The 19,469-nt window shown below is 70.4% G+C and carries 16 protein-coding genes; 13 read left to right on the top strand and 3 right to left on the bottom strand.

Features of this window, described 5'->3' with window-relative positions:
• Positions 1-65: 65 nt before the first annotated feature.
• Both pknB and ASE87_RS05940 read right to left on the bottom strand, forming a co-directional pair.
• On the bottom strand, positions 66-2,024 hold the full coding sequence (gene pknB / locus ASE87_RS05945; RefSeq protein ID WP_056226603.1) for a Stk1 family PASTA domain-containing Ser/Thr kinase: 1,959 nt from the start codon (positions 2,022-2,024) through the stop codon (positions 66-68).
• A gap of 86 nt (positions 2,025-2,110) precedes the next feature.
• The gene (locus ASE87_RS05940; protein WP_235472202.1) at positions 2,111-3,460 is read right to left on the bottom strand and encodes a LysM peptidoglycan-binding domain-containing protein; all 1,350 of its coding nucleotides are present in this window, start codon (positions 3,458-3,460) and stop codon (positions 2,111-2,113) included.
• Between the two features lie 194 nt (positions 3,461-3,654).
• On the opposite strand from ASE87_RS05940, the gene ASE87_RS05935 reads away from it, so the two are divergent.
• Positions 3,655-4,011: an Rv2175c family DNA-binding protein gene (locus tag ASE87_RS05935; protein WP_043594915.1), complete on the top strand. Its 357-nt coding sequence runs from the start codon at positions 3,655-3,657 to the stop codon at positions 4,009-4,011.
• A gap of 60 nt (positions 4,012-4,071) precedes the next feature.
• Here ASE87_RS05935 and ASE87_RS05930 read toward each other — a convergent pair whose 3' ends face one another.
• Positions 4,072-5,193: a polyprenyl synthetase family protein gene (locus ASE87_RS05930; protein WP_056226601.1), complete on the bottom strand. Its 1,122-nt coding sequence runs from the start codon at positions 5,191-5,193 to the stop codon at positions 4,072-4,074.
• A gap of 110 nt (positions 5,194-5,303) precedes the next feature.
• Between ASE87_RS05930 and ASE87_RS05925 the strand changes: the two genes are divergently transcribed.
• The 12 genes from ASE87_RS05925 (at position 5,304) to murC (ending at position 19,390) form a co-directional block, all read left to right on the top strand.
• The gene (locus ASE87_RS05925) at positions 5,304-5,702 is read left to right on the top strand and encodes a DUF3040 domain-containing protein (protein WP_043595060.1); all 399 of its coding nucleotides are present in this window, start codon (positions 5,304-5,306) and stop codon (positions 5,700-5,702) included.
• 274 nt (positions 5,703-5,976) lie between these two features.
• Positions 5,977-6,408: a division/cell wall cluster transcriptional repressor MraZ gene (gene mraZ / locus ASE87_RS05920; protein WP_043594917.1), complete on the top strand. Its 432-nt coding sequence runs from the start codon at positions 5,977-5,979 to the stop codon at positions 6,406-6,408.
• Positions 6,409-6,509: 101 nt separating this feature from the next.
• Positions 6,510-7,460: a 16S rRNA (cytosine(1402)-N(4))-methyltransferase RsmH gene (gene rsmH / locus ASE87_RS05915; RefSeq protein ID WP_043594918.1), complete on the top strand. Its 951-nt coding sequence runs from the start codon at positions 6,510-6,512 to the stop codon at positions 7,458-7,460.
• Complete coding sequence (locus ASE87_RS05910; protein WP_056226599.1) at positions 7,457-8,116, top strand: hypothetical protein; 660 nt, start codon at positions 7,457-7,459, stop codon at positions 8,114-8,116. Before rsmH ends, ASE87_RS05910 begins: the two co-directional genes overlap by 4 nt.
• A 74-nt stretch (positions 8,117-8,190) precedes the next feature.
• A complete protein-coding gene (locus ASE87_RS05905; protein WP_235472201.1) occupies positions 8,191-9,957 on the top strand; it encodes a penicillin-binding protein 2 in 1,767 nt (588 codons plus the stop codon).
• A gap of 14 nt (positions 9,958-9,971) precedes the next feature.
• Positions 9,972-11,522, top strand: a complete 1,551-nt coding sequence (locus ASE87_RS05900) for a Mur ligase family protein (RefSeq protein WP_056226597.1) — start codon at positions 9,972-9,974, stop codon at positions 11,520-11,522.
• Positions 11,519-12,925: a UDP-N-acetylmuramoyl-tripeptide--D-alanyl-D-alanine ligase gene (murF, locus tag ASE87_RS05895; RefSeq protein WP_056226595.1), complete on the top strand. Its 1,407-nt coding sequence runs from the start codon at positions 11,519-11,521 to the stop codon at positions 12,923-12,925. The genes ASE87_RS05900 and murF overlap by 4 nt, the downstream gene beginning before the upstream one ends.
• Positions 12,922-14,025, top strand: coding sequence for a phospho-N-acetylmuramoyl-pentapeptide-transferase (mraY, locus tag ASE87_RS05890; protein ID WP_043594922.1), 1,104 nt, complete (start codon positions 12,922-12,924; stop codon positions 14,023-14,025). The genes murF and mraY overlap by 4 nt, the downstream gene beginning before the upstream one ends.
• Entirely contained in the window at positions 14,022-15,587 is a 1,566-nt protein-coding gene (gene murD / locus ASE87_RS05885) for a UDP-N-acetylmuramoyl-L-alanine--D-glutamate ligase (protein ID WP_056226930.1), read from the top strand. The genes mraY and murD overlap by 4 nt, the downstream gene beginning before the upstream one ends.
• On the top strand, positions 15,544-16,851 hold the full coding sequence (gene ftsW / locus ASE87_RS05880; protein WP_056226592.1) for a putative lipid II flippase FtsW: 1,308 nt from the start codon (positions 15,544-15,546) through the stop codon (positions 16,849-16,851). The genes murD and ftsW overlap by 44 nt, the downstream gene beginning before the upstream one ends.
• Entirely contained in the window at positions 16,848-17,963 is a 1,116-nt protein-coding gene (locus ASE87_RS05875; RefSeq protein WP_056226590.1) for a glycosyltransferase, read from the top strand. The genes ftsW and ASE87_RS05875 overlap by 4 nt, the downstream gene beginning before the upstream one ends.
• Positions 17,960-19,390 (top strand): UDP-N-acetylmuramate--L-alanine ligase, encoded by a 1,431-nt coding sequence (gene murC / locus ASE87_RS05870; RefSeq protein ID WP_056226588.1) that lies wholly within the window; start codon positions 17,960-17,962, stop codon positions 19,388-19,390. Before ASE87_RS05875 ends, murC begins: the two co-directional genes overlap by 4 nt.
• Positions 19,391-19,469 lie beyond the last annotated feature (79 nt).

Here is a 19,469-nt window from a genome sequence, read left to right as displayed (position 1 = left end):
CCCGGGACCTTCGGTCCCGGGGCCGTCGCACTGTCGGTGCCATCGGCCTCCGAGGTGGCCGGGACTCACTCCACCCGGTACGTGAGGGTGATCGTCGCACCCTTGGTCGCGGTCAGGCCGGCCTCGGGATCGGTCGCGGTGACCGGCAGACGGGCCTCCCAGTCGTAGAACGCACACGTGAAAGCCGTGCAGTTCGGGTAGCTCACCCGGAAGCCGAGACCCTGCAACTGCGACGTGGCCGCGTCGATGGTCTTGCCCCGGACGTCGGGGATGGTGATGGGCGGCGGGCCCTTCGACACGACGAGGTCTACCGTGTCGCCCTGGTGGAGCGCCCCCTCGGCCTGCTGCTCGTAGCGGATGACCTCGCCGGAGGCGACCGAGTCGCTGAACTCCGTTCCGCTCTCGACGCCCGTCAACTGGACCCCGGTCAGGGCATTCTGGGCATCCGCCACGGAGAGGCCGGCCACGTCCGGAACGGGTCCGAGCGAGACGGTGAGCGTCACCGGCTGCTGTTCGCCGTACTGGGCGGCCCCGGCGAGATCGACCGGGGTGCCGGCCTCGTCCACGCCGCTGATCGCGAGGACGGTACCCGCGGCCGACGCGTCGAACTGGCTCGCCGTCGGCTGCAGGGTGAAGTCCGAGAGTGCGTCCGTGGCAGCGTCCTCGGTCTCGCCGACGACCGTGGGCACCGGCAGCTGCCGGGGTCCTTGGGAGACCACGAGGGTGATCGTGGAACCCTTCTGCACCCGGGTCGTGGCGTCGGGATCCGTGCGTGTGACCTGGCCCGTGGGTACCACCGGGGAGAAGTCCGACTGGGTGTCGGGTGCGACCACGAACCCGGCCGACGTGAGTGCGGCCGATGCCGCGGCGGGGTCCTGTCCCGACACGTCGGGGACGGACGTCTGCGCACCGGGCCCCGAACCGAACCACCAGCCCGCCCCTCCTGCGAGCAGGGCCACCACGACGACCAGGGCCATGAGCACCCGACCCCGTCGCCGACGTCGGTCGGCGACGGCGGCGAGCGTCGTGGCGGCGTCGTCGGGTTCGGCCTGGACCGGTCCGGTCCGGTGTCGTGCCTTGGGTAGGACCTGCGTCTCACCCGTGCCACCGGCCGGCAGCACGGAGGTCGCGCCGGCGGCCGGGAGCACCATCGTCCTGTTGGCGGGCGGTCCCGACGGATCGGCGAGCACCCGCTGCACGTCGAGCAGCTGGTCGAGCAGCGCCCGGGCGTCGCGCGGTCGCTGCTCGGGGTCGCGTGCGGTGGCCCAGAGGACGAGCTCGTCCAGCTCGACCGGGACGCGGGGGTTCGCCGAGCTGGGGGTGGGGACCGTGTCGTTCGCGTGCTGGTAAGCGATCTGCATGGGCTGGTCGCCCTTGTAGGGCTGTTCGCCCGTGAGCATCTCGTACATCATGATGCCCAGCGCGTAGATGTCGCTGCGGGTGTCGGCGATGCCCCGGGTCACGAGTTCGGGGGAGAGGTAGGCGATCGTCCCCAACAGCGCGGCGCCCGTGGCCGTGTTGGCCGTCGCGGCCCGCGCCAGGCCGAAGTCGCCGATCTTGATGCGTCCGTCGTCGGCGAGGAGGACGTTCTCGGGCTTGAGGTCGCGGTGCACGATGCCGGCGCGGTGGGCGGCGGCGAGGCCGGCGAGGACCGCTTCGAGGATGTCCATCGCCTGTTCGGCCGTCAGCACCTTGTGGTCCTGCAGGAGTTCTCGCAACGTGATGCCGGGCAGGTACTCCATGACGAGGTACGCCGAGTCGTCGTCCTGGCCTTGGTCGAAGACGTTGACGACGTTGGGGTGGGCCAAGCGGGCGGCCGAGCGCGCCTCCTGGATGAAGCGCTCCTTGAACGACGCGTCGTCGGCGAGGTGGCCGTGCATGATCTTGATGGCCACGCGACGTTCGAGACGCAGGTCGGTGGCCAGGTACACGGTGGCCATGCCGCCTCGGGCGATGCGTGAACGGACCTCGTACCGGCCCTCGATGAGACGGCCGATCATCGGGTCAGTCTGGTTCACGCTCACCCTCGTGATTTTACGGACCGAGGGCCGTGCCGGTGCCTCAACTCACCGCACGGCGGCAAACCGCCCGCCCACAGGTCGTCCGTGGGTCAGCGGAGGGTCGCGAGCCAGGTCGTGGCGGGAGCCTCCCACTTGGCGTAGGCGTCCGGGAACGCCGAGTACTGAACGGCCTGCGCCGCCCTCGTCAGGGACATCGACTGCCACCCCTTGACGTCGAGCAGGCCTCGCGTCTTGCCCGTGTTCGGGTTGCTCGCGCCGCCGAAGAAGAGCTTGGTCGCGTGCACGGGGTCGCGCAGCTGGGCGGGCGTTCCCCAACCCGTGCTCGGGCGCTGCTGGAACAGGCCGAGGGAGTCCCGGTCGCCGTGGTCGAGGTTGCGCAGGCTGCTCTCCTGTGCGGCCGCAGCCAGGGCGATGACGATCGCCCGATCTCCGACCCCGAGCTGGCGTCCCACCGAGATGATGGTCCGGGCGTTCCCGGCCTGCTCCGCCGTCAGCGTGGCACTGACTCCGAGCGGCGCGGCCGACGTCGACGCGACCACGGTCGTGGCTGTCGGAGCCGCGGCACCGGGCAGGGTGAGGGTCTTGCCGGCGTAGATCGTGCTGGTGAACGAGAGCCCGTTCGCGGCGAGGAGGGCCTTGACGCTCGTGCCCGACTTGGAGGCGATGGAGGCGATGGTGTCGCCCCGCTGGATGACGTAGCTGCCCACGGCGGGTCCTGCGGCAGGGGCCGGCGTCGTGGCGGTGGACGCGGACGAGCCCGTCGGGACGGTCAGAGTCTGGCCCGGGTAGATGATGCTCGACAGTCCCAGCCCGTTCGCCTGGATGAGTGCGCTCGTCGTGACCCCGTGGGCTCGCGCGATGGAGCTCAGCGTGTCCCCACGGACGATGACGTACCGGCCGCCGGTCGCCTTGACCGGCGCGGGCGCGGACGACGGTTTGGCCGCGGCACTCGTGGCGGCGCTCAGGCTCAGGGTCTGGCCCGGGAAGATGGTGGACTTCCAGCTGAGGCCGTTGAGGGCGAGCACCGACGCGGTGCTCAGGCCGAACGATCCGGCGATGCTCGCGACCGTGTCGCCGGACTTGACGGTGTAGGTGGCCGGGGCGGCGCCGAAGACGCGGGCCGAGCTCGCGGCGGTCTCGACGGTGCCCGCGGTCTTCTGCTCGGGCGCCGAGAGTCGAGGGGGCAGCACGGGACGCGGAGACGCGTCGGGCTTCTTCGTCGGGCCCTGGTCGAGGGCGAACACAGGACCGGTGACGCCCATGCTCAGGGCCATCGAGCCCGCCAGGACGATGGGGACCGTGTTGAGCATCGACCGCGCCATGCGCGAGAGCGGCTTGCGCTCGTCGTCGCCACCGAGGGGGCCGAATGCACTGGTCGCTCGAACGTCCGAGGTCGTCGCGGACTCGGAGTCGGGGCGGGCGGGAGTGACGTCGTTCATGGGCTGATCCTCGGTTCGGGGGCGGGGACACGGTCGCTGGGTGATCGGTGAGCCGCGGTGCCACGTCGTCCCAAGTTGGCACACGTGGATATCCAAGTCAATCAGTGGGGCGCATGTTGCCGATGTGACTCGCATTGGGGGAGGAGGACGAGGGGGCGCGGCGAGGGCTCACGAACCCGTGGCAAGGTTGTCGCGTGACCGATCTCTCTCAACGCCCCTGGTTCGCCGACACCGAATGGCTCACCGTGCCCGACCTCGTCGATCGGCTCGGCCTCGGGGTGAGCCGCGTGCGTCGGCTCCTCGAGGAGCACGTCCTCGTCGGGACCCGCGTGGACGGCGTCACGAAGGTGCCCGCCGTCTTCCTCGACGGCTCCGAGCCGAGGCACGACCTCCGAGGCACCCTCACGGTCCTCTCGGACAACGGATTCGACGACGACGAGGCGATCGACTGGATGCTGTCCCACGACGAGGCGCTCGGCACGAGTCCCGTCGCAGCCCTCCAGGCCGGGCGCAAGGCCGAGGTCCGGCGCATCGCGCAGAGTCTGCTCTAGCCTCGACGCCGTACCGGCCCTGCAGACCGTCGGACGAGAGGCGTCGAGCCGTCGGCGGGTTCAGGAGGCGCGGCGTGTGACGGTCTCGGCGAGTCGCGTCAACTGGGTCCGTGCCGACGGCGCGAGGCCGGACCTCTCGAGTGCGTGGACGGCACGCTCGACCTGATCGATGATCGTCTGCTCGACGGCGTCGACGGCCCCGCTGTCTCGGAGCGTCGCCTGCAACATGCTGATCTGGTCGTCGTCGAGTTCGGGGTCGCCGAGGAGTTCGTCGAGAAGGCGGACGGCACCCGGGGGCAGGGCCCGACGAGCGGTCGCCACGAGGACCGTGCGCTTGCCCTCTCTCAGGTCGTCGCCCGCGGGCTTGCCCGTGACCGACGGGTCGCCGAAGACACCGAGGAGATCGTCGCGCAGTTGGTAGGCGATGCCGAGGGGCAGTCCGAAGTGCCGCAGGGACTCGAGGGCGGACCGGTCGGCGCCGGCCATCGCCGCCCCCACGGTCAGCGGGGCCTCGACGCTGTACTTCGCAGACTTGTACACGATCACGCGCTGGGCACGCGGCAGGAGCTGCAGCTCGTCGACGGTCTGCCAGGCGTTCTCCTCGAGGATGTCGAGGTACTGGCCCACCGTGACCTCGGTCCGCATGCGGTTGAGCTCGAGGCGTGCCGAGCGGGCGGCCTCGCGGGACGGGAGGGAGTCGAGGGCCTCGCTCAGCAGCTCGTCGCTCCATGCCAGCAGCAGGTCACCCATGAGAAGGGCACCCGATCGGCCGAACGCCTCGGGAGACCCGAGCCACGCCCCCTCGCGGTGCAGGGCCTCGAAGCGCCGATGCGCCGCCGGCAGCCCTCGCCGCGTATCGGAGTTGTCCATGATGTCGTCGTGCACGAGCGCCGCCGCGTGGAAGAACTCGAGCCCGGCCGAGGCGGTCATGACCGCGTCGATCTCGCGTTCGTCGCGGGACTCCCCGAGCGGGTCGAAGCCCGTGTCGAGCCCGGCGATCGACTGCCAGCCCCAGTAGCAGAAGAGGGCCCGGAAACGCTTCCCGCCGCGGAGCAGATCGCTCGAGTAGAGGGAGAAGGAGTCGAGGTCGGGAGCGATGCCCGCCAGGGCCGGTCGCTGCCGCTCGAGGAACCGGTCGATGCGCTCTTGAACGACGTCCACTAACCGCGTACTCTCAGCCACGCTGCCTAGCCTAGCGATAGCTGTCGGGCATACACTCGCAGCTACTCATCGCGTCGATCCCGAGGCTCCCGCCTCGCGCTTGAGAGCCCGTGCTCGAAGGGAACACCAAGATGCCACTTTCCGAACAGGAGCAGCGGCTCCTCGAAGAGATGGAGCGGAGTCTCTACAACAACGACTCCGACTTCGTGGCGACGGTCGGCAACCGGGGTGGTCGACCGAACTACACGCTCGTCGTGGTCGGGGTCCTCGGTGCGCTCGTCGGCATCGCCGTCATCGTCGCAGGCGTCATCTTCCGTCAGCCCTTGATCGGTGTGGCGGGGTTCGTGGTCATGCTCGCCGGCGTGCTGTTCGCCATCGCGCCCCCCAAGCGGAAGGGGTCCTCGACGGCCTCGATGCCGTCGGCTCCCCGTTCCTCCACCTCCCGCCCCGCGCACCCCGCCAAGGGGGGCCTGATGGATCGGCTCAACGACCGCTGGGACCGCCGCCAGGACGGCGACGAGCGCTCCTAGGCGCCACCAGCACCACGACCTCAGGGGTCGGCCTTCGGGCCGGCCCCTTTTTTCGTGCGCCCGTCCACCCCGCGGGAGGCGCGCGACACGCAGGGCGCGCCTCCTCGTCGCGGTTCTCCTCCACCGTCCTCCACCCGTGTGACCCCCGAACTGGAGCGGATCGCAGGCCGGACATGCGGCAGAGGACCCGCCGTTTCATTGTCTGGTGGTGGGTTGTGGAGTAAAGTGGAGGTACGTGCCACAGACGGGGTGCGGGGCGAGGGGAGACGGGCGCATGTTCCTCGGCACCTATTCGCCCAAGCTCGACGAGAAAGGGCGCATCATCCTCCCCGCGAAATTTCGTGACGAACTGGCCCCGGGCCTCGTCATGACCCGTGGGCAAGAGCGGTGCGTCTACGTCTTCAGCCAGCGCGAGTTCGAAGACATGCACTCGCGCATCCGTCAGGCGCCGGTCACGAGCAAGCAGGCCCGCGACTACATGCGCCTCTTCCTCTCGGGCGCAAGCGACGAGATCCCCGACAAGCAGCACCGGGTCACCATCCCGGCGACGCTGCGCGAGTACGCCGGCCTCGGTCGAGACCTCACCGTGATCGGCGCGGGCAACCGTGCCGAGATCTGGGCGACCGACGCGTGGAACACCTACTACGAGGCCCAAGAGGCCGAGTTCGCCAACACCACCGAGGAGGTGATCCCCGGGCTCTTCTAGCCCGTGGGCCCCGACCCTCAGCCGTCTGCCCTGGCGCACCTTCCCCGGTGCCAGGTCCCGACGGATGGGGATCAGGGCCGACGAGCAGAGCCCGTGTCGTCATGGCCGATCAGATCCACACCCCCGTCCTCCTCGAACGCACCCTCGAGCTCCTCGCCCCGGCCGTCTCGCGTCCCGGCGCCGTCGTCGTCGACTGCACCCTCGGCATGGGGGGCCACAGCGAAGCGATGCTGCAGGCCTTCCCCGAGCTCACCGTCGTCGGGCTCGACCGCGACACCGAGGCCCTCGCCCTGGCGGGTGAGCGACTCGCGCCCTTCGGCGAGCGAGCCCGCCTCGTGCACACGACGTACGACGGCATCGCCGAGGCCCTCGACGACCTCGCCCTCGACACGGTCGACGGGGTGCTCTTCGACCTCGGTGTGTCGTCGCTGCAGCTCGACCGGGTCGAGCGCGGTTTCTCGTACTCGAAGGACGCGCCGCTCGACATGCGCATGGACCCCACCTCGCCCGTCACGGCGGAGCGCGTCCTCGCCGAGTACCCCGAGAGCGAACTGCGTCGCATCTTCTACCAGTACGGCGAGGAGAAGCTGGCTCCGCGCTACGCCCGGCGCATCGTCGAGCACCGGGCCGACTCGCCTCTCACCCGCAGCGGCGAGCTCGTCGACCTCCTCATCGCGGCGACTCCCATGGCGTTGCAGCGCGCCGGTCACCCGGCCAAACGCGTGTTCCAGGCCTTGCGCATCGAGGTCAACGGTGAGCTGGCCTCGCTCGAGGCCGCCGTCCCGGTGGCCCTCGACCGTCTCGCCGTCCAGGGACGGATCGTCGTGCTCGCCTACCAGTCCCTCGAGGACCGCTTCGTCAAGCGCGAGCTGGCGGCCCGCACGACGTCCACGGCACCGCAGGGACTTCCGGTCGAACTGCCCGAGCACCGCCCCGACTTCCGCCTGCTCGTCCGGGGGGCCGAACTGGCCTCCGACGCCGAACGCGACCTGAACCCTCGAGCCAAGCCCGTGAGACTGCGCGCCGCCGAACGAATCCGGAGAACAGCATGAGCAGCAACCTAGCCATCGCGACCCCGTCGACCAGTCCGCAGCCGTCGTCCGCCCCGGCAGCGCGTCCGGTCGAGATCGTGACGAGTCGATCACAGCGACGGGCCCGACCGAAGATCGCCTACGCGCTCATCGCCACGGCGGCCCTGTTCGTCCTGTTGCTGGCCCAACTGGCCATCAGCATCGCCCTCAGCGACGGCGCCTACAAGATCTCCGACCTGCAGGCCGCCAAGACCGAGCTCGTCCGGGACCAGCAGAAGTACAGCGAGCAACGCGACGTCCTGTCCTCGCCGCAGAACCTCGCCGCCAACGCCGACGAACTCGGCATGGTCCGCAACTCGAACCCCGTCTACCTCGATCTCGCCACGGGTGCGGTCCACGGGTCACCCGCCCCCGCGGCGGGTGCCGACGAGGCGACCTCCGGCAACCTGATCCCGAACACGCTCCTCGAGGGCGTGCCGCTCACGACCAAGGCCCCCGCGACCTCCTCCGCGGACGACGCCCCTGCCGGCAGCGACCCCGGCGCCACGTCCATCGGTGCTCCGACGACGGCGGGTGCCGCGGCGGTTCCGACGGAGACAGGCGCGGCGGACGGGGGATCGGCCGATGAGTCGGTAGCGTCGGGCGCGAACGAGCTGGCGGCTCCTCAGACCCGCTAGCGACGTGCCGTCACCGGTACATCGATCGACGACAGCGGGTCGGGCAGGCGCCCGGCCGCGGTGAGGAACCTCTCGTGAAAGCAGCTCCCCGAAGCCGCCGTCTCCGCGTGACGCTGGCGATGGCGCTGATCATCGCGCTCGTCGGCGTGTTCGTGGTGCGCCTGGCGGACATCCAGCTCGTCCAGGCGGCCGAGTTGAACGAGCAGTCCCAGAACAAGCGCGAGATCGTGCAGACGACCTACGGCGATCGCGGCGACATCACCGACGTGGACGGCACCGTGCTCGCCGGCAGCGTCACCCGGTACAACATCACGGCCGCTCCGGCGTTCGCCACGACGGCGAAGGTGAAGGGCGACGACGGCAAGACCACCGAACTGACCGTCGACCAGGTGGTCGAGCGCATCGCGAAGATCACCGGGGGCGACGCGGGGACGATGACGAAGGCGCTGACCACCGACCCCGAGGCGAACTTCGCCTACCTGGTCAAGGGCGTCGACGTCGACGCTTTCCGCGAGGTCCGCGAGATGAACGTGTCGTGGGTGTACTTCCAGCGCCAGGCCGCGCGCACCTACCCCAACGGCGCGGTGGCGGGCAACCTGACGGGCTTCATCGGCACCGACGGGCCGCAGGCCGGACTCGAGCTGAGCCAGAACGCGTGCCTGGCCGGCACCGACGGCTCCGAGACCTACGAGCGCGGTGCCGACGGCGTCCAGTTGCCCGGCAGCACCGTCACGACCAAGAAAGCCGTCGCCGGCGGCACGCTCCGCCTCACCGTCGACAGCGACCTCCAGTACATGACCCAGCAGGCGCTGGGCGAGCAGGCCGAGGCCATCGGAGCCGAGTCGGCCACGGCCGTCGTCATGAAGGCGAGCGACGCCTCGCTGCTCGCAGTCGCCGACTACCCGGCCGTCGACCCCAACGACGTCAACGGGACCGCCGTCGACGACCTCGGCAGCAAGGCCTTCACCTACTCGTACGAGCCGGGGTCGACCTTCAAGGCGATGACCGCGGCCATGCTGCTCGACTCGGGCAAGGCCGATCCCGCGACGCGGGCGACGGTGCCGTACTCCCGCACGTTCCCGTGGGGTGGCGAGATCCACGACGCGACCTTCCACCCGACCGAGAACCTCACTCTGACCGGCATCCTGCGCGACTCGTCGAACGTCGGCATCTCGCTGCTCGGCCAGTCGCTGTCGGCCCAGCAACGTCACGACTACATGGTGAAGTTCGGTCTGAACGACCCGACCGGCGTGGCCTTCCTCGGCGAGCCCACGACGGGCATCCGGCCGGCCTCGCAGTGGGACCAGCAGACGAGCATCAACACGATGTTCGGACAGGGTGTCTCGACGACCGCCATCCACATCGCGAGCATCTACCAGACGCTGGCCAATCACGGCACCCGTCTGCCGGTCAACCTCGTCGCCGGGTGCACGGCTCCCGACGGCACCGTCACCGAGACCCCCTCGGCCGAGGGCACGAGCGTCGTCTCCCCGTGGGCCGCCGACACGACCGTCAACATGCTCGAGAAGGTCGTCAGCGACGGCGATCTCAAGGACGTCCTGACGATCCCCGGGTACCGCGTCGCCGCCAAGACCGGCACCGCCGAGGTCGCGCGCTCTGACGGAACCGGCTACGGTTCTGACCGCATCGTCTCGGTGGCGGGCATCGCTCCGGCCGAGAACCCGCAATACGTCGTCGTCGTGACCTTCACCAAGCCCAGTACCATCAAGACGTCGGCCGCTGCGGCGCCGACCTTCAACAAGATCATGTCCCAGGTCCTCGAGATGTATCGGGTCCCTCCGTCGACGGAGCCGGCACCCAGCCTGCCCGAGACCTGGTGAGAGAAGAGGATTCTTTGAGCGCCCGGATCCCCCCGGTCCTTCGACCGGAACATCCGTCGGCGAGGTCACTCGCCCAACTGGTCAGCGAGTTCGGACTCGAGCACGAGGGTTCCCTCGACGGCATCGAGATCACCGGCATCACGCTGAGCACGGCGGACCTCCACCCCGGCGACCTGTACGTGGGCGTGCCCGGCGCGCATCGGCACGGAGCCGAGTTCGCCGACCAGGCACGTGACGGTGGTGCCGTGGCCCTGCTGACCGACGCCGCGGGTGCCGAGCTGGCCCGGTCCAGCGGTCTGCCCGTCGTCCTCGTCGACTCGCCCCGAGCTGCCCTCGGCGAGCTCTCGGCCTGGATCTACCGCACGGACAGCGACGACGCGCCCCTGCTCCTCGCGGTCACCGGCACCAACGGGAAGACCAGCACGTCGTACCTGCTCGAGGGCGTCCTGCGACAGCTGGGCCTCGTCACCGGTCTCAGCAGCACGGCCGAGCGCCACATCGGCGACCTGACCGTCGTCAGCCGCCTCACGACCCCCGAAGCCAGCGAGATGCACGCCCTGCTGGCCCGCATGCGCGAGAGCGAGGTGCGTGCGGTGGCCGTCGAGGTCAGTGCTCAGGCACTCAGTCGCAACCGCGTGGACGGTCTCGTCTTCGACGTCGCCGCCTTCACCAACCTCAGCCACGACCACCTCGACGACTACGCCGACATGGAAGAGTACTTCCAGGCCAAGTTGCCACTCTTCCAGCCCGACCGTGCCCGTCGTGCCGTGGTCTCGCTCGACTCGCCCTACGGCCAGCGCGTCGTGGACAACGCCCGCATCCCCCTGACGACGATCACGATCCTCCCCGACGTCGAGGCCGACTGGACGGTCGAGATCCTCGACGAGCAGGCCGCCTACACCGAGTTCCGCCTGTCGGGTCCCGAGCAGCGCTCGCTCGTGACGCGCGTCCCGCTGATCGGGTGGCACATGGTCGCGAACGCGGCCCTGGCGATCGTCATGCTGGTCGAGGCGGGCTTCGAGCTCGAGGCCATCGGCCAGGCGCTCGACGCCGACGGCGGCATCGTCGCGTACCTGCCCGGGCGCACCGAGCGGGTGTCCGGCGACACCGGCCCGAGCGTCTACGTCGACTTCGGCCACAGCCCCGACGCGTTCCTGACCACCCTGGCCGCGGTGCGCACCTTCACGCCCGGCAAGGTCATCATGCTGTTCGGTGCGGACGGCGACCGCGACACGACGAAACGCGGCGAGATGGCCCGGGTGGCCGCCGCCGGTTCCGACATCCTCGTCGTGACCGACCACCACCCCCGTTTCGAAGACCCGGCCTCCATCCGCAAGACGCTCGTCGACGCCGCCCGCGAGGCGTACCCCGAGCACGAGATCCACGAGGTGAGCCCGCCCGAGGCCGCCATCCGGGCGGCCGTGGCCCTGGCCGGCGCGGGGGACTCGATCCTCTGGGCCGGCCCCGGCCACCAGGACTACCGCGACATCCGTGGCGAGCGCACCCCGTACTCCGCTCGTGACGAGGCCCGAGCGGCCCTGCGCGAGGCCGGGTGGTCGGAATGATCGCGCTCACGCCCCCCCGGATCGCCGAGATCACCGGTGGGCGCCTGGTCCACCCCGAGGAGGCGCGAGTCGCGACCCCGGTCGACGGCACGGTCGAGACCGACTCGCGTCTGGTCACCCCGGGATCGATCTTCTTCGCCCTCCGTGGTGAGGTCACCGACGGCCACCTCTTCGTCGAGGCCGCCACCGCGAACGGTGCGGCCCTCGTGGTCGCCGAGCGCGAGGTCGAGACCACCGCACCGCTCGTCGTCGTGGAGGACGGAGTCGTCGCGCTGTCGCGCCTCGCGGCCGCCGTCGTCGAGCACGTCCGTCGCCTCGGCCGGTTGAAGGTGGTCGGCGTCACGGGTTCCAACGGCAAGACGAGCACCAAGAACATGCTGCGCGCCGTCCTGAGCGACGTCGCGCCCACCGTCGCCCCTGAGGGCTCGTTCAACAACCACGTCGGCGCCCCGATCTCGATGCTGCGCATCGACGAGGACACCGAGTACCTGGTGGTCGAGATGGGTGCGAGCGGACCGGGCGAGATCGCCCGGCTCGTCGACATCGCCCGTCCCGACACCGGGGTCGTGCTGAAGGTCGGGCTCGCCCACGCGGGTGGCTTCGGCGGAATCGAGGGCACCCGTGCGGCCAAGGCCGAGATGGTGACCGACCTGCCCGACACGGGGACGGCCGTCCTCAACGCCGACGACGACCGCGTCGCCGGCATGGCGTCCGTGACCGCTGCCCGGGTCGTGACCTTCGGGCAGGCCCCGTCGGCCGACTACCGAGCGTCCGACATCGACGTCTCGGCCGCGGGCACCTCCTTCACCTTCGAGCACGGCGACACGAGTCGCCGGGTGTCGCTGCGCATCCTGGGTGAGCACCACGTCATGAACGCCCTGGCGGCCCTCAGCGTCGTCGGCGAATGGGGCGTCGACCTCGACCGGGCCCTCGCGGTCCTCGAGGGAGTGACGCGGGCCGAGCGGTGGCGCATGGAGGTCCTCGACGCGCCCGGTGGCGTCACCGTCGTGAACGACGCCTACAACGCGAGTCCCGACTCGGTCGCCGCGGCCCTGAAGACGCTCGCCCAGATCACCGGTCCCGACCACCGCTCGGTGGCCGTTCTCGGCGAGATGGCCGAGCTCGGCGAGTACGCGCGCGACGAGCACGACCGCATCGGCCGACTGGTCGTCCGGCTGAACGTCCGCCAGCTCGTGGTCGTCGGCCACGAGGCGCGGCACATCCACATGGCGGCGGGCCTCGAAGGCTCGTGGGACGGAGAAAGCGTGCTGGTCGACACGATCGACGAGGCGTACGACCTCCTGCAGGACACCCTGCGAGGCGGGGACGTCGTCCTCGTGAAGTCGTCCAAGTCGGCCGGGCTGCGCCTCCTGGGCGATCGTCTGGCCGGGGTGACCGCATGATCGCGCTGCTGATCGGCGGTGGGTTCTCCCTCGCCTTCACGCTGCTGATGACGCCGGCGTTCATCAAGCTCTTCCACCGTCTCGGGTGGGGCCAGTTCATCCGTGACGACGGCCCGCAGTCGCACCACACCAAGCGCGGCACGGCGACCATGGGCGGCATCGTCCTGATCATCGGCACCGTGCTCGGCTACTTCATCGGTCACCTGGTCGGCGGGGACGAGCTCACCCTCAGCGGCATGCTCGTGCTGTTCATGATGGTCGGCCTCGGCGTGGTCGGGTTCCTCGACGACTTCCTCAAGGTGCGCAACCAGCGCAGCCTCGGGCTCGGCGGGTGGGCGAAGATCGCCGGGCAGGTCGTCGTGGGGGCGGTGTTCGCCGTCCTGGCGCTCTCCTTCACGAACGATCGCGGGCTCGCCCCCGCGTCGACGATGATCTCGGGCCTGCGCGACATCCCCTGGCTCGACTTCATGTTCTTCGGCACCATCGTCGGGGGTGGGCTGTTCCTGATCTGGGTCGTCCTGATCACCGTCAGCACCTCCAACGGCGTGAACGTCGCGGACGGCCTGGACGGTCTAGCCACGGGCGCCTCCATCCTCGCGATCGCGTCGTACATCTTCATCGGCTTCTGGCAGAACAACCAGCTCTGCACGAGCGTGCGCCTCGACGAGGCCACGCGGGCGGCCTGCTACCAGGTGGCCGACCCGCTCGACCTGGCCGTGGTCGCCGCCTGCATCTGCGGCGGTCTCATCGGGTTCCTCTGGTGGAACACCTCGCCGGCACAGATCTTCCTGGGCGACACCGGGTCGCTGGGCCTCGGCGGGGCGCTGGCCGCCCTGGCGATCCTCAGCCGCACCGAGCTGCTGCTCGTCCTGATCGGTGGCCTCTTCATCGTGGTCACGGGGTCGGTCATCCTTCAGCGTGCGTACTTCAAGATCACGAAGGGCAAGCGCATCTTCCTGATGAGTCCGTTGCACCACCACTTCGAGTTGAAGGGCTGGGCCGAGGTGACCGTCGTCGTCCGCTTCTGGATCATCGCCGGGCTCTTCGTCGCCGCCGGCGTGGGCACCTTCTACCTCGAATGGATCCTCCGCACCTCATGAGCGACGGCCGCACCACCCCCCTCGCCGAGCGACTGGCCGGGCTCGACAGCTGGCACGCCGACTGGTCGGGCCTTCGCGTAGCCGTCCTCGGGCTGGGCACGACCGGCTTCTCGGTGGCCGACACCCTGGCCGAGCTGGGTGCCGACGTCCTCGTCGTGGCCCCCGCCGTCGACCCGGACAAGGCCGAACTGCTGCAGTTGATCGGGGCCCGTCTCGACGAGGTCGAGTCCCTGGAGGCACCCTCGTCCACGCTCGCGGCCTTCGACGCGCAGCTCGTCGTCGCCAGCCCGGGGTTCGCTCCTCATCACCCTCTGATCAGGTGGGCCGTCGGGTCGGAGCTGGCCGTCTGGGGCGACGTCGAGCTCGCCTGGCGCGTCCGCGACAAGGTCGAGCGCGTGGCCGACTGGGTGCTCGTCACGGGGACCAACGGGAAGACCACGACGACGCAACTGGCGGCGGCGATGGCCGCCGCGGACGGCCGCCGCGTGGCGCCCTGCGGCAACATCGGCGTCCCCGTCCTCGACGCGGTGCGTGATCCCGACGGCTTCGACCTGTTCGTCGTCGAGCTCTCGAGCCATCAACTCCACTACCTGCCGACCGAGGGGCCCGGTGCCCTCCGGCCCCGCGCCTCCGTCTGTCTCAACCTCGAGGCGGACCACCTCGAATGGCACGGTGGCGTGGACGCCTATCGCGACGCCAAGGCCAAGGTGTACGAGAACACGACAGTGGCCTGTGTCTACAACAAGGCCGACGAGGCCACCCTCCGAATGGTCGAGGACGCCGACGTCGAAGAGGGCTGCCGGGCCGTCGGCTTCGGCCTCGACGCCCCGGGGCCCAGCGAGGTCGGCATCGTGACCGGCGACGGGGTCTCCGTCCTGGCCGACCGCGCCTTCCTCGACGAGCGCCACACGCGAGCGCTCGAACTGACCACCCGGGAGGCCCTCGTGGGCGTCGGCCTCGGCGCCGACCACCTCCTCGAGGACGTGCTCGCGGCCGCCGCGCTCGTGCGTGCGGTGGGTGTCGCCCCCGTCTCGATCCGCGACGCCCTCGCCGGCTTCGCCGTGGACCACCACCGCACCGAGGTCGTGGCCGAGTCCGGTGGAGTGACGTGGGTGGACGACTCGAAGGCGACCAACCCCCACGCCGCGCGCGCCTCCTTGACGGCCTTCCCGTCGGTCGTGTGGATCGTCGGCGGGCTCTTCAAGGGCGTCGACGTCGAGCCGCTCGTCCTCGAGTCGACGGGCGCCGTCCGGGCAGCCGTGTTCGTGGGCGTCGACCGTGAGCCCCTCCGGCAGGCCTTCTCCCGACACGCGCCCGGCATCCCCGTCTTCGAGGTCGACGCCACCGACACTGGGCAGGTGATGCCGACGGCCGTGCGCCTCGCCGCGAGCGTGGCCCGACCCGGAGACACCGTGCTCCTCGCCCCGGCGGCGGCGTCCATGGACCAGTTCACCGACTACACGGCCCGCGGGAGATCCTTCTCCCAGGCCGTACACGAACACTTGAGGGGTGACGTCGATGGCCAACCCGCCGTCCAGCCTCCCGCGCCGTCGGCCGACTGAGTCGAGTCGTACGCGCCGCGGGCCCGTCCAGTCGACCGAGGACGCGTCGAGTGGCCTGGGGTCCTCGAAGCGCACGGCCGGTGCGGTCGTCCGGGTCAAGAAGCTCTTCGCCGCCGAGACCGGTTCGTACTTCGTGATCCTCGGCACGACGTTGTTCATGGTCGTGCTCGGGCTCGTCATGGTGCTCTCGTCGTCGTCGGTCGAGCAGTACATCTCGTCGCGACACACGTCGTTCTTCGGGGCGTTCATCCGACAGAGCACGTACGCGGCCGTGGGCATCCCGCTCATGCTCATCGTGTCGCGGCTGCCCGTCTCGTTCCTGAAGCGTTGGGCGTGGCACGTCCTGGGCGCGACGATCGTCCTCCAACTCCTCGTCTTCTCGCCCCTCGGCTACGAGATCGGCGGCAACCGGAACTGGATCGACCTCGGTTCGTTCACGGCGCAGCCCTCCGAGGCCGTGAAGCTCGCGTTGGCCATCTGGCTCGGCATGATCCTCTCGGTCAAGCGCGACCTGCTCGACGACTGGAAGCACCTGGCGATCCCGCTCGTTCCCGTGGCAGGCGTGGCGATCGGTCTCGTCGTGCTCGGCGGCGACCTCGGGACGACCATGATCATGCTCCTGCTCGTCTTCGCCGCCGTCTGGTTCGCCGGGGTCCGGTTGCGCTACCTGCTCGCGCCGCTCGCGTTCCTCGCGGTCGTCGTGCCCCTGATCGCCCAGGGCTCGAGCTCCCGGAACTCCCGCATCGCCGCCTGGCTGTCGGGCTGCACCGACTCAAGCCAGTACCAAGCCGAGTGCTGGCAGACCCTGCACGGCACCTGGGCGTTGGCCTCGGGCGGACTCTTCGGCGTCGGCCTCGGCAACTCGAAGTCGAAGTGGTCCTGGCTGCCCGAGGCCGACAACGACTTCATCTTCGCCATCGTCGGCGAAGAGCTCGGCTTGATCGGTGCGATGGTCGTGTTGGCGCTGTTCATCGTCCTCGCCGTGGGCTTCGTCAAGATCATCCGTCGCACCAACGACCCCTTCGTGCGCGTGACGACCGGCGCCATCACGGCGTGGATCATCGGCCAGGCGCTCGTCAACATCGCGGTCGTGCTGGGGCTGCTGCCCGTCCTGGGTGTTCCCTTGCCGCTGATCTCGGCGGGTGGGTCGGCCTTGATCGTCACCCTCGTGGCCATCGGCGTGGTGCTCTCGTTCGCCCGGGTGCCCGAGGAGACCGACGTGCCGCAGGGGCTCCCGCGACAGCGGGTAGGGTCTCTGCGGTGACGACGTATCTCCTCGCCGGCGGTGGCACCGCCGGGCACGTGAACCCCCTCCTCGCCGTGGCCGATCGGCTCCGACGGCGCGAGCCCGACGCGATCGTCCTCGTGCTCGGTACGGCCGAGGGGCTCGAGGCCCGGCTCGTCCCGCAACGCGGGTACGAGCTGTTGACCGTGCCCCGGCTCCCCTTCCCCCGGAAGCCCTCCGCGGCGGCCCTGCGCTTCCCGGGGCGGCTCGCGGGTGCGATCGACGACATCCGGTCCTTGCTCGCACAGCACGACGTCGACGTCGTCGTGGGTTTCGGCGGTTACGCAGCCGCCCCCGCCTACGTCGCCGCATGGCGGTCGAAGGTGCCCGTGGTCGTCCACGAGGCCAATGCGAAGCCCGGCATGGCGAACGTCCTCGGCTCGTTCCTCTCGTCCCACGTCGGCGTCGTCTTCCGCTCCACCCGCCTGCGGGGCGGACGGCAGGTCGGCATGCCGTTGCGCGACGAGATCGAGTCCCTGGACCGCCGGGCCCACCGGGACGAGGCCGTCGCGATGTTCGACCTCGACCCGTCGCGGCCGACGCTGCTCGTCACGGGCGGCTCGACCGGTGCCCGGCGCCTCAACGAGACCATGTCGAAGGCAGCCGTCGGCGTGCTCGGCGCCGGATGGCAGATCCTGCACATCACGGGCGAGAAGTCCGACCTCACCTCGACCGATCTCGAGGGCCACCACCTGGTCCGGTACTGCGACCGCATGGACCTCGCGCTCTCGGCGGCCGACTTCGTCGTCTCCCGGGCCGGCTCGGCCACGGTGAGCGAGCTGACCGCGCTCGGCCTGCCCTCGGTGCTCGTGCCCTACCCGGTGGGCAACGGAGAGCAGCGTCACAACGCCACCGACGTCGTCGGTGCCGGGGGAGCACTGCTCGTCGCCGACGCCGACTTCACACCCGCATGGGTCGAGCGCACGCTCGTCCCACTGCTGCTCGACCGGGCCGTCGTGGCCGACATGGCGGTCCGTGCCGCCTCGGTCGGGGTGCGCGACGGCACCGACCGCACGGTCGACCTCGTCCTCGACGCCGTGGGCCGCGCCTCCTCGTCCTCCCAGAACTCCGACCTCAGCGAGACATCATGATCAAGCCCGACCTCGACCAGCCGATCCCCGCCGAACTCGGCGCCGTCCACTTCGTCGGCATCGGCGGTTCCGGCATGAGCGGCATCGCCCGCGTGTTCCTCGCCGCCGGCCACCGGGTCACCGGATCGGACGCCCGCGACAGCGCAGCCGTCGAGTCGCTCCGGTCGCTGGGCGCCGAGATCGCGATCGGTCACGACGCGGCCAACGTCGGCGACGCCGACACGCTCGTGGTGACCGGGGCCCTCTGGCAGGACAACCCCGAGTACCAGCTCGCGCTGGCGAAGGGCCTGCCCGTCCTGCATCGCTCGCAGGCACTCGCCTGGCTCGTCGGGCAGCAGCGCCTCGTCTCGGTGGCTGGTGCGCACGGGAAGACCACGTCGACCGGCATGATCGTCACCGCCCTGCTCGCCGCCGGGCACGACCCGAGTTTCGTGAACGGCGGGGTCATCCAGTCGCTGGGTGTCAGCGCTCGTGGTGGCGACGACGACCTGTTCGTCGTCGAGGCCGACGAGTCCGACGGGTCGTTCCTGCTCTACGACACCTCGGTCGCCCTGATCACCAACGTCGACGCCGACCACCTCGACCACTACGGCTCCCACGAGGCGTTCGACGACGCCTTCGTCCGGTTCGCGTCGGCCGCGCGCGAGTTCGTCGTGGTCTCGAGCGACGACGCCGGTGCCGTCCGTGTCACCGGGCGTCTCGACCACCCACACGTCGTGACCTTCGGCGAGGCCGCCGATGCCGACGTGCGCCTGAGCGACATCGCCTCGACCGGTCCCGTCTCGTTCACCCTGCACGCCGAGGGCCGTTCGTGGCCCGTGCAGTTGCGAGTGCCCGGGCGACACAACGCCGTCAACTCCGCGGGTGCCTTCGCCGTACTCGTGGGTCTGGGGGTCGACCCCGAGGCCGCCATCGCGGGCCTCGAGACCTTCGGGGGCACCGAGCGACGGTTCGAGCTCCACGGTGTCGTCCGGGGTGTCAGTGTCTACGACGACTACGCCCACCACCCCACCGAGGTCGCCGCCGCCCTGCAGGCCGCGCGCTCCGTGGTGGGCGACGGGCGCCTCATCGCCGTGCACCAACCCCATCTTTACAGCCGGACGCGCATGATGGCCGGCGAGTTCGCCGAGACCTACGAGCGCTTCGCGGACCACACGATCGTGCTCGACGTCTACGGTGCGCGCGAGGACCCCGAGCCCGGGGTCACCGGCGCGCTCGTGTCCGAACGCTTCACCGACCCCGACCGCGTCGACTTCGTGTCCGACTGGCAGGCCGCGGCCGACCGCACGGCCGAGGTCGCGCGCGACGGGGACTTCGTCATCACGCTCGGCTGCGGCGACGTCTACCGCATCGTGCCGCAGCTGCTCGGCTCCCTCGACGCGGCACACGAACCCGTCGTCGCCGTCGCGGAGGACTCCGCGGAGTGACTCGTCACAGCAGGACCGTGGCGTCGGGGGCCTTCCGATGAAGCGGCCCGACGGATTCGACGAGCCGGAACCCGCCGCG

The sequence above is a fragment of the Frigoribacterium sp. Leaf44 genome (assembly GCF_001421865.1).
GTDB lineage: Bacteria > Actinomycetota > Actinomycetes > Actinomycetales > Microbacteriaceae > Frigoribacterium.
The sequence above is the reverse complement of the archived record's forward strand: the minus strand, read 5'-3'. Positions and strand labels throughout refer to the sequence as shown.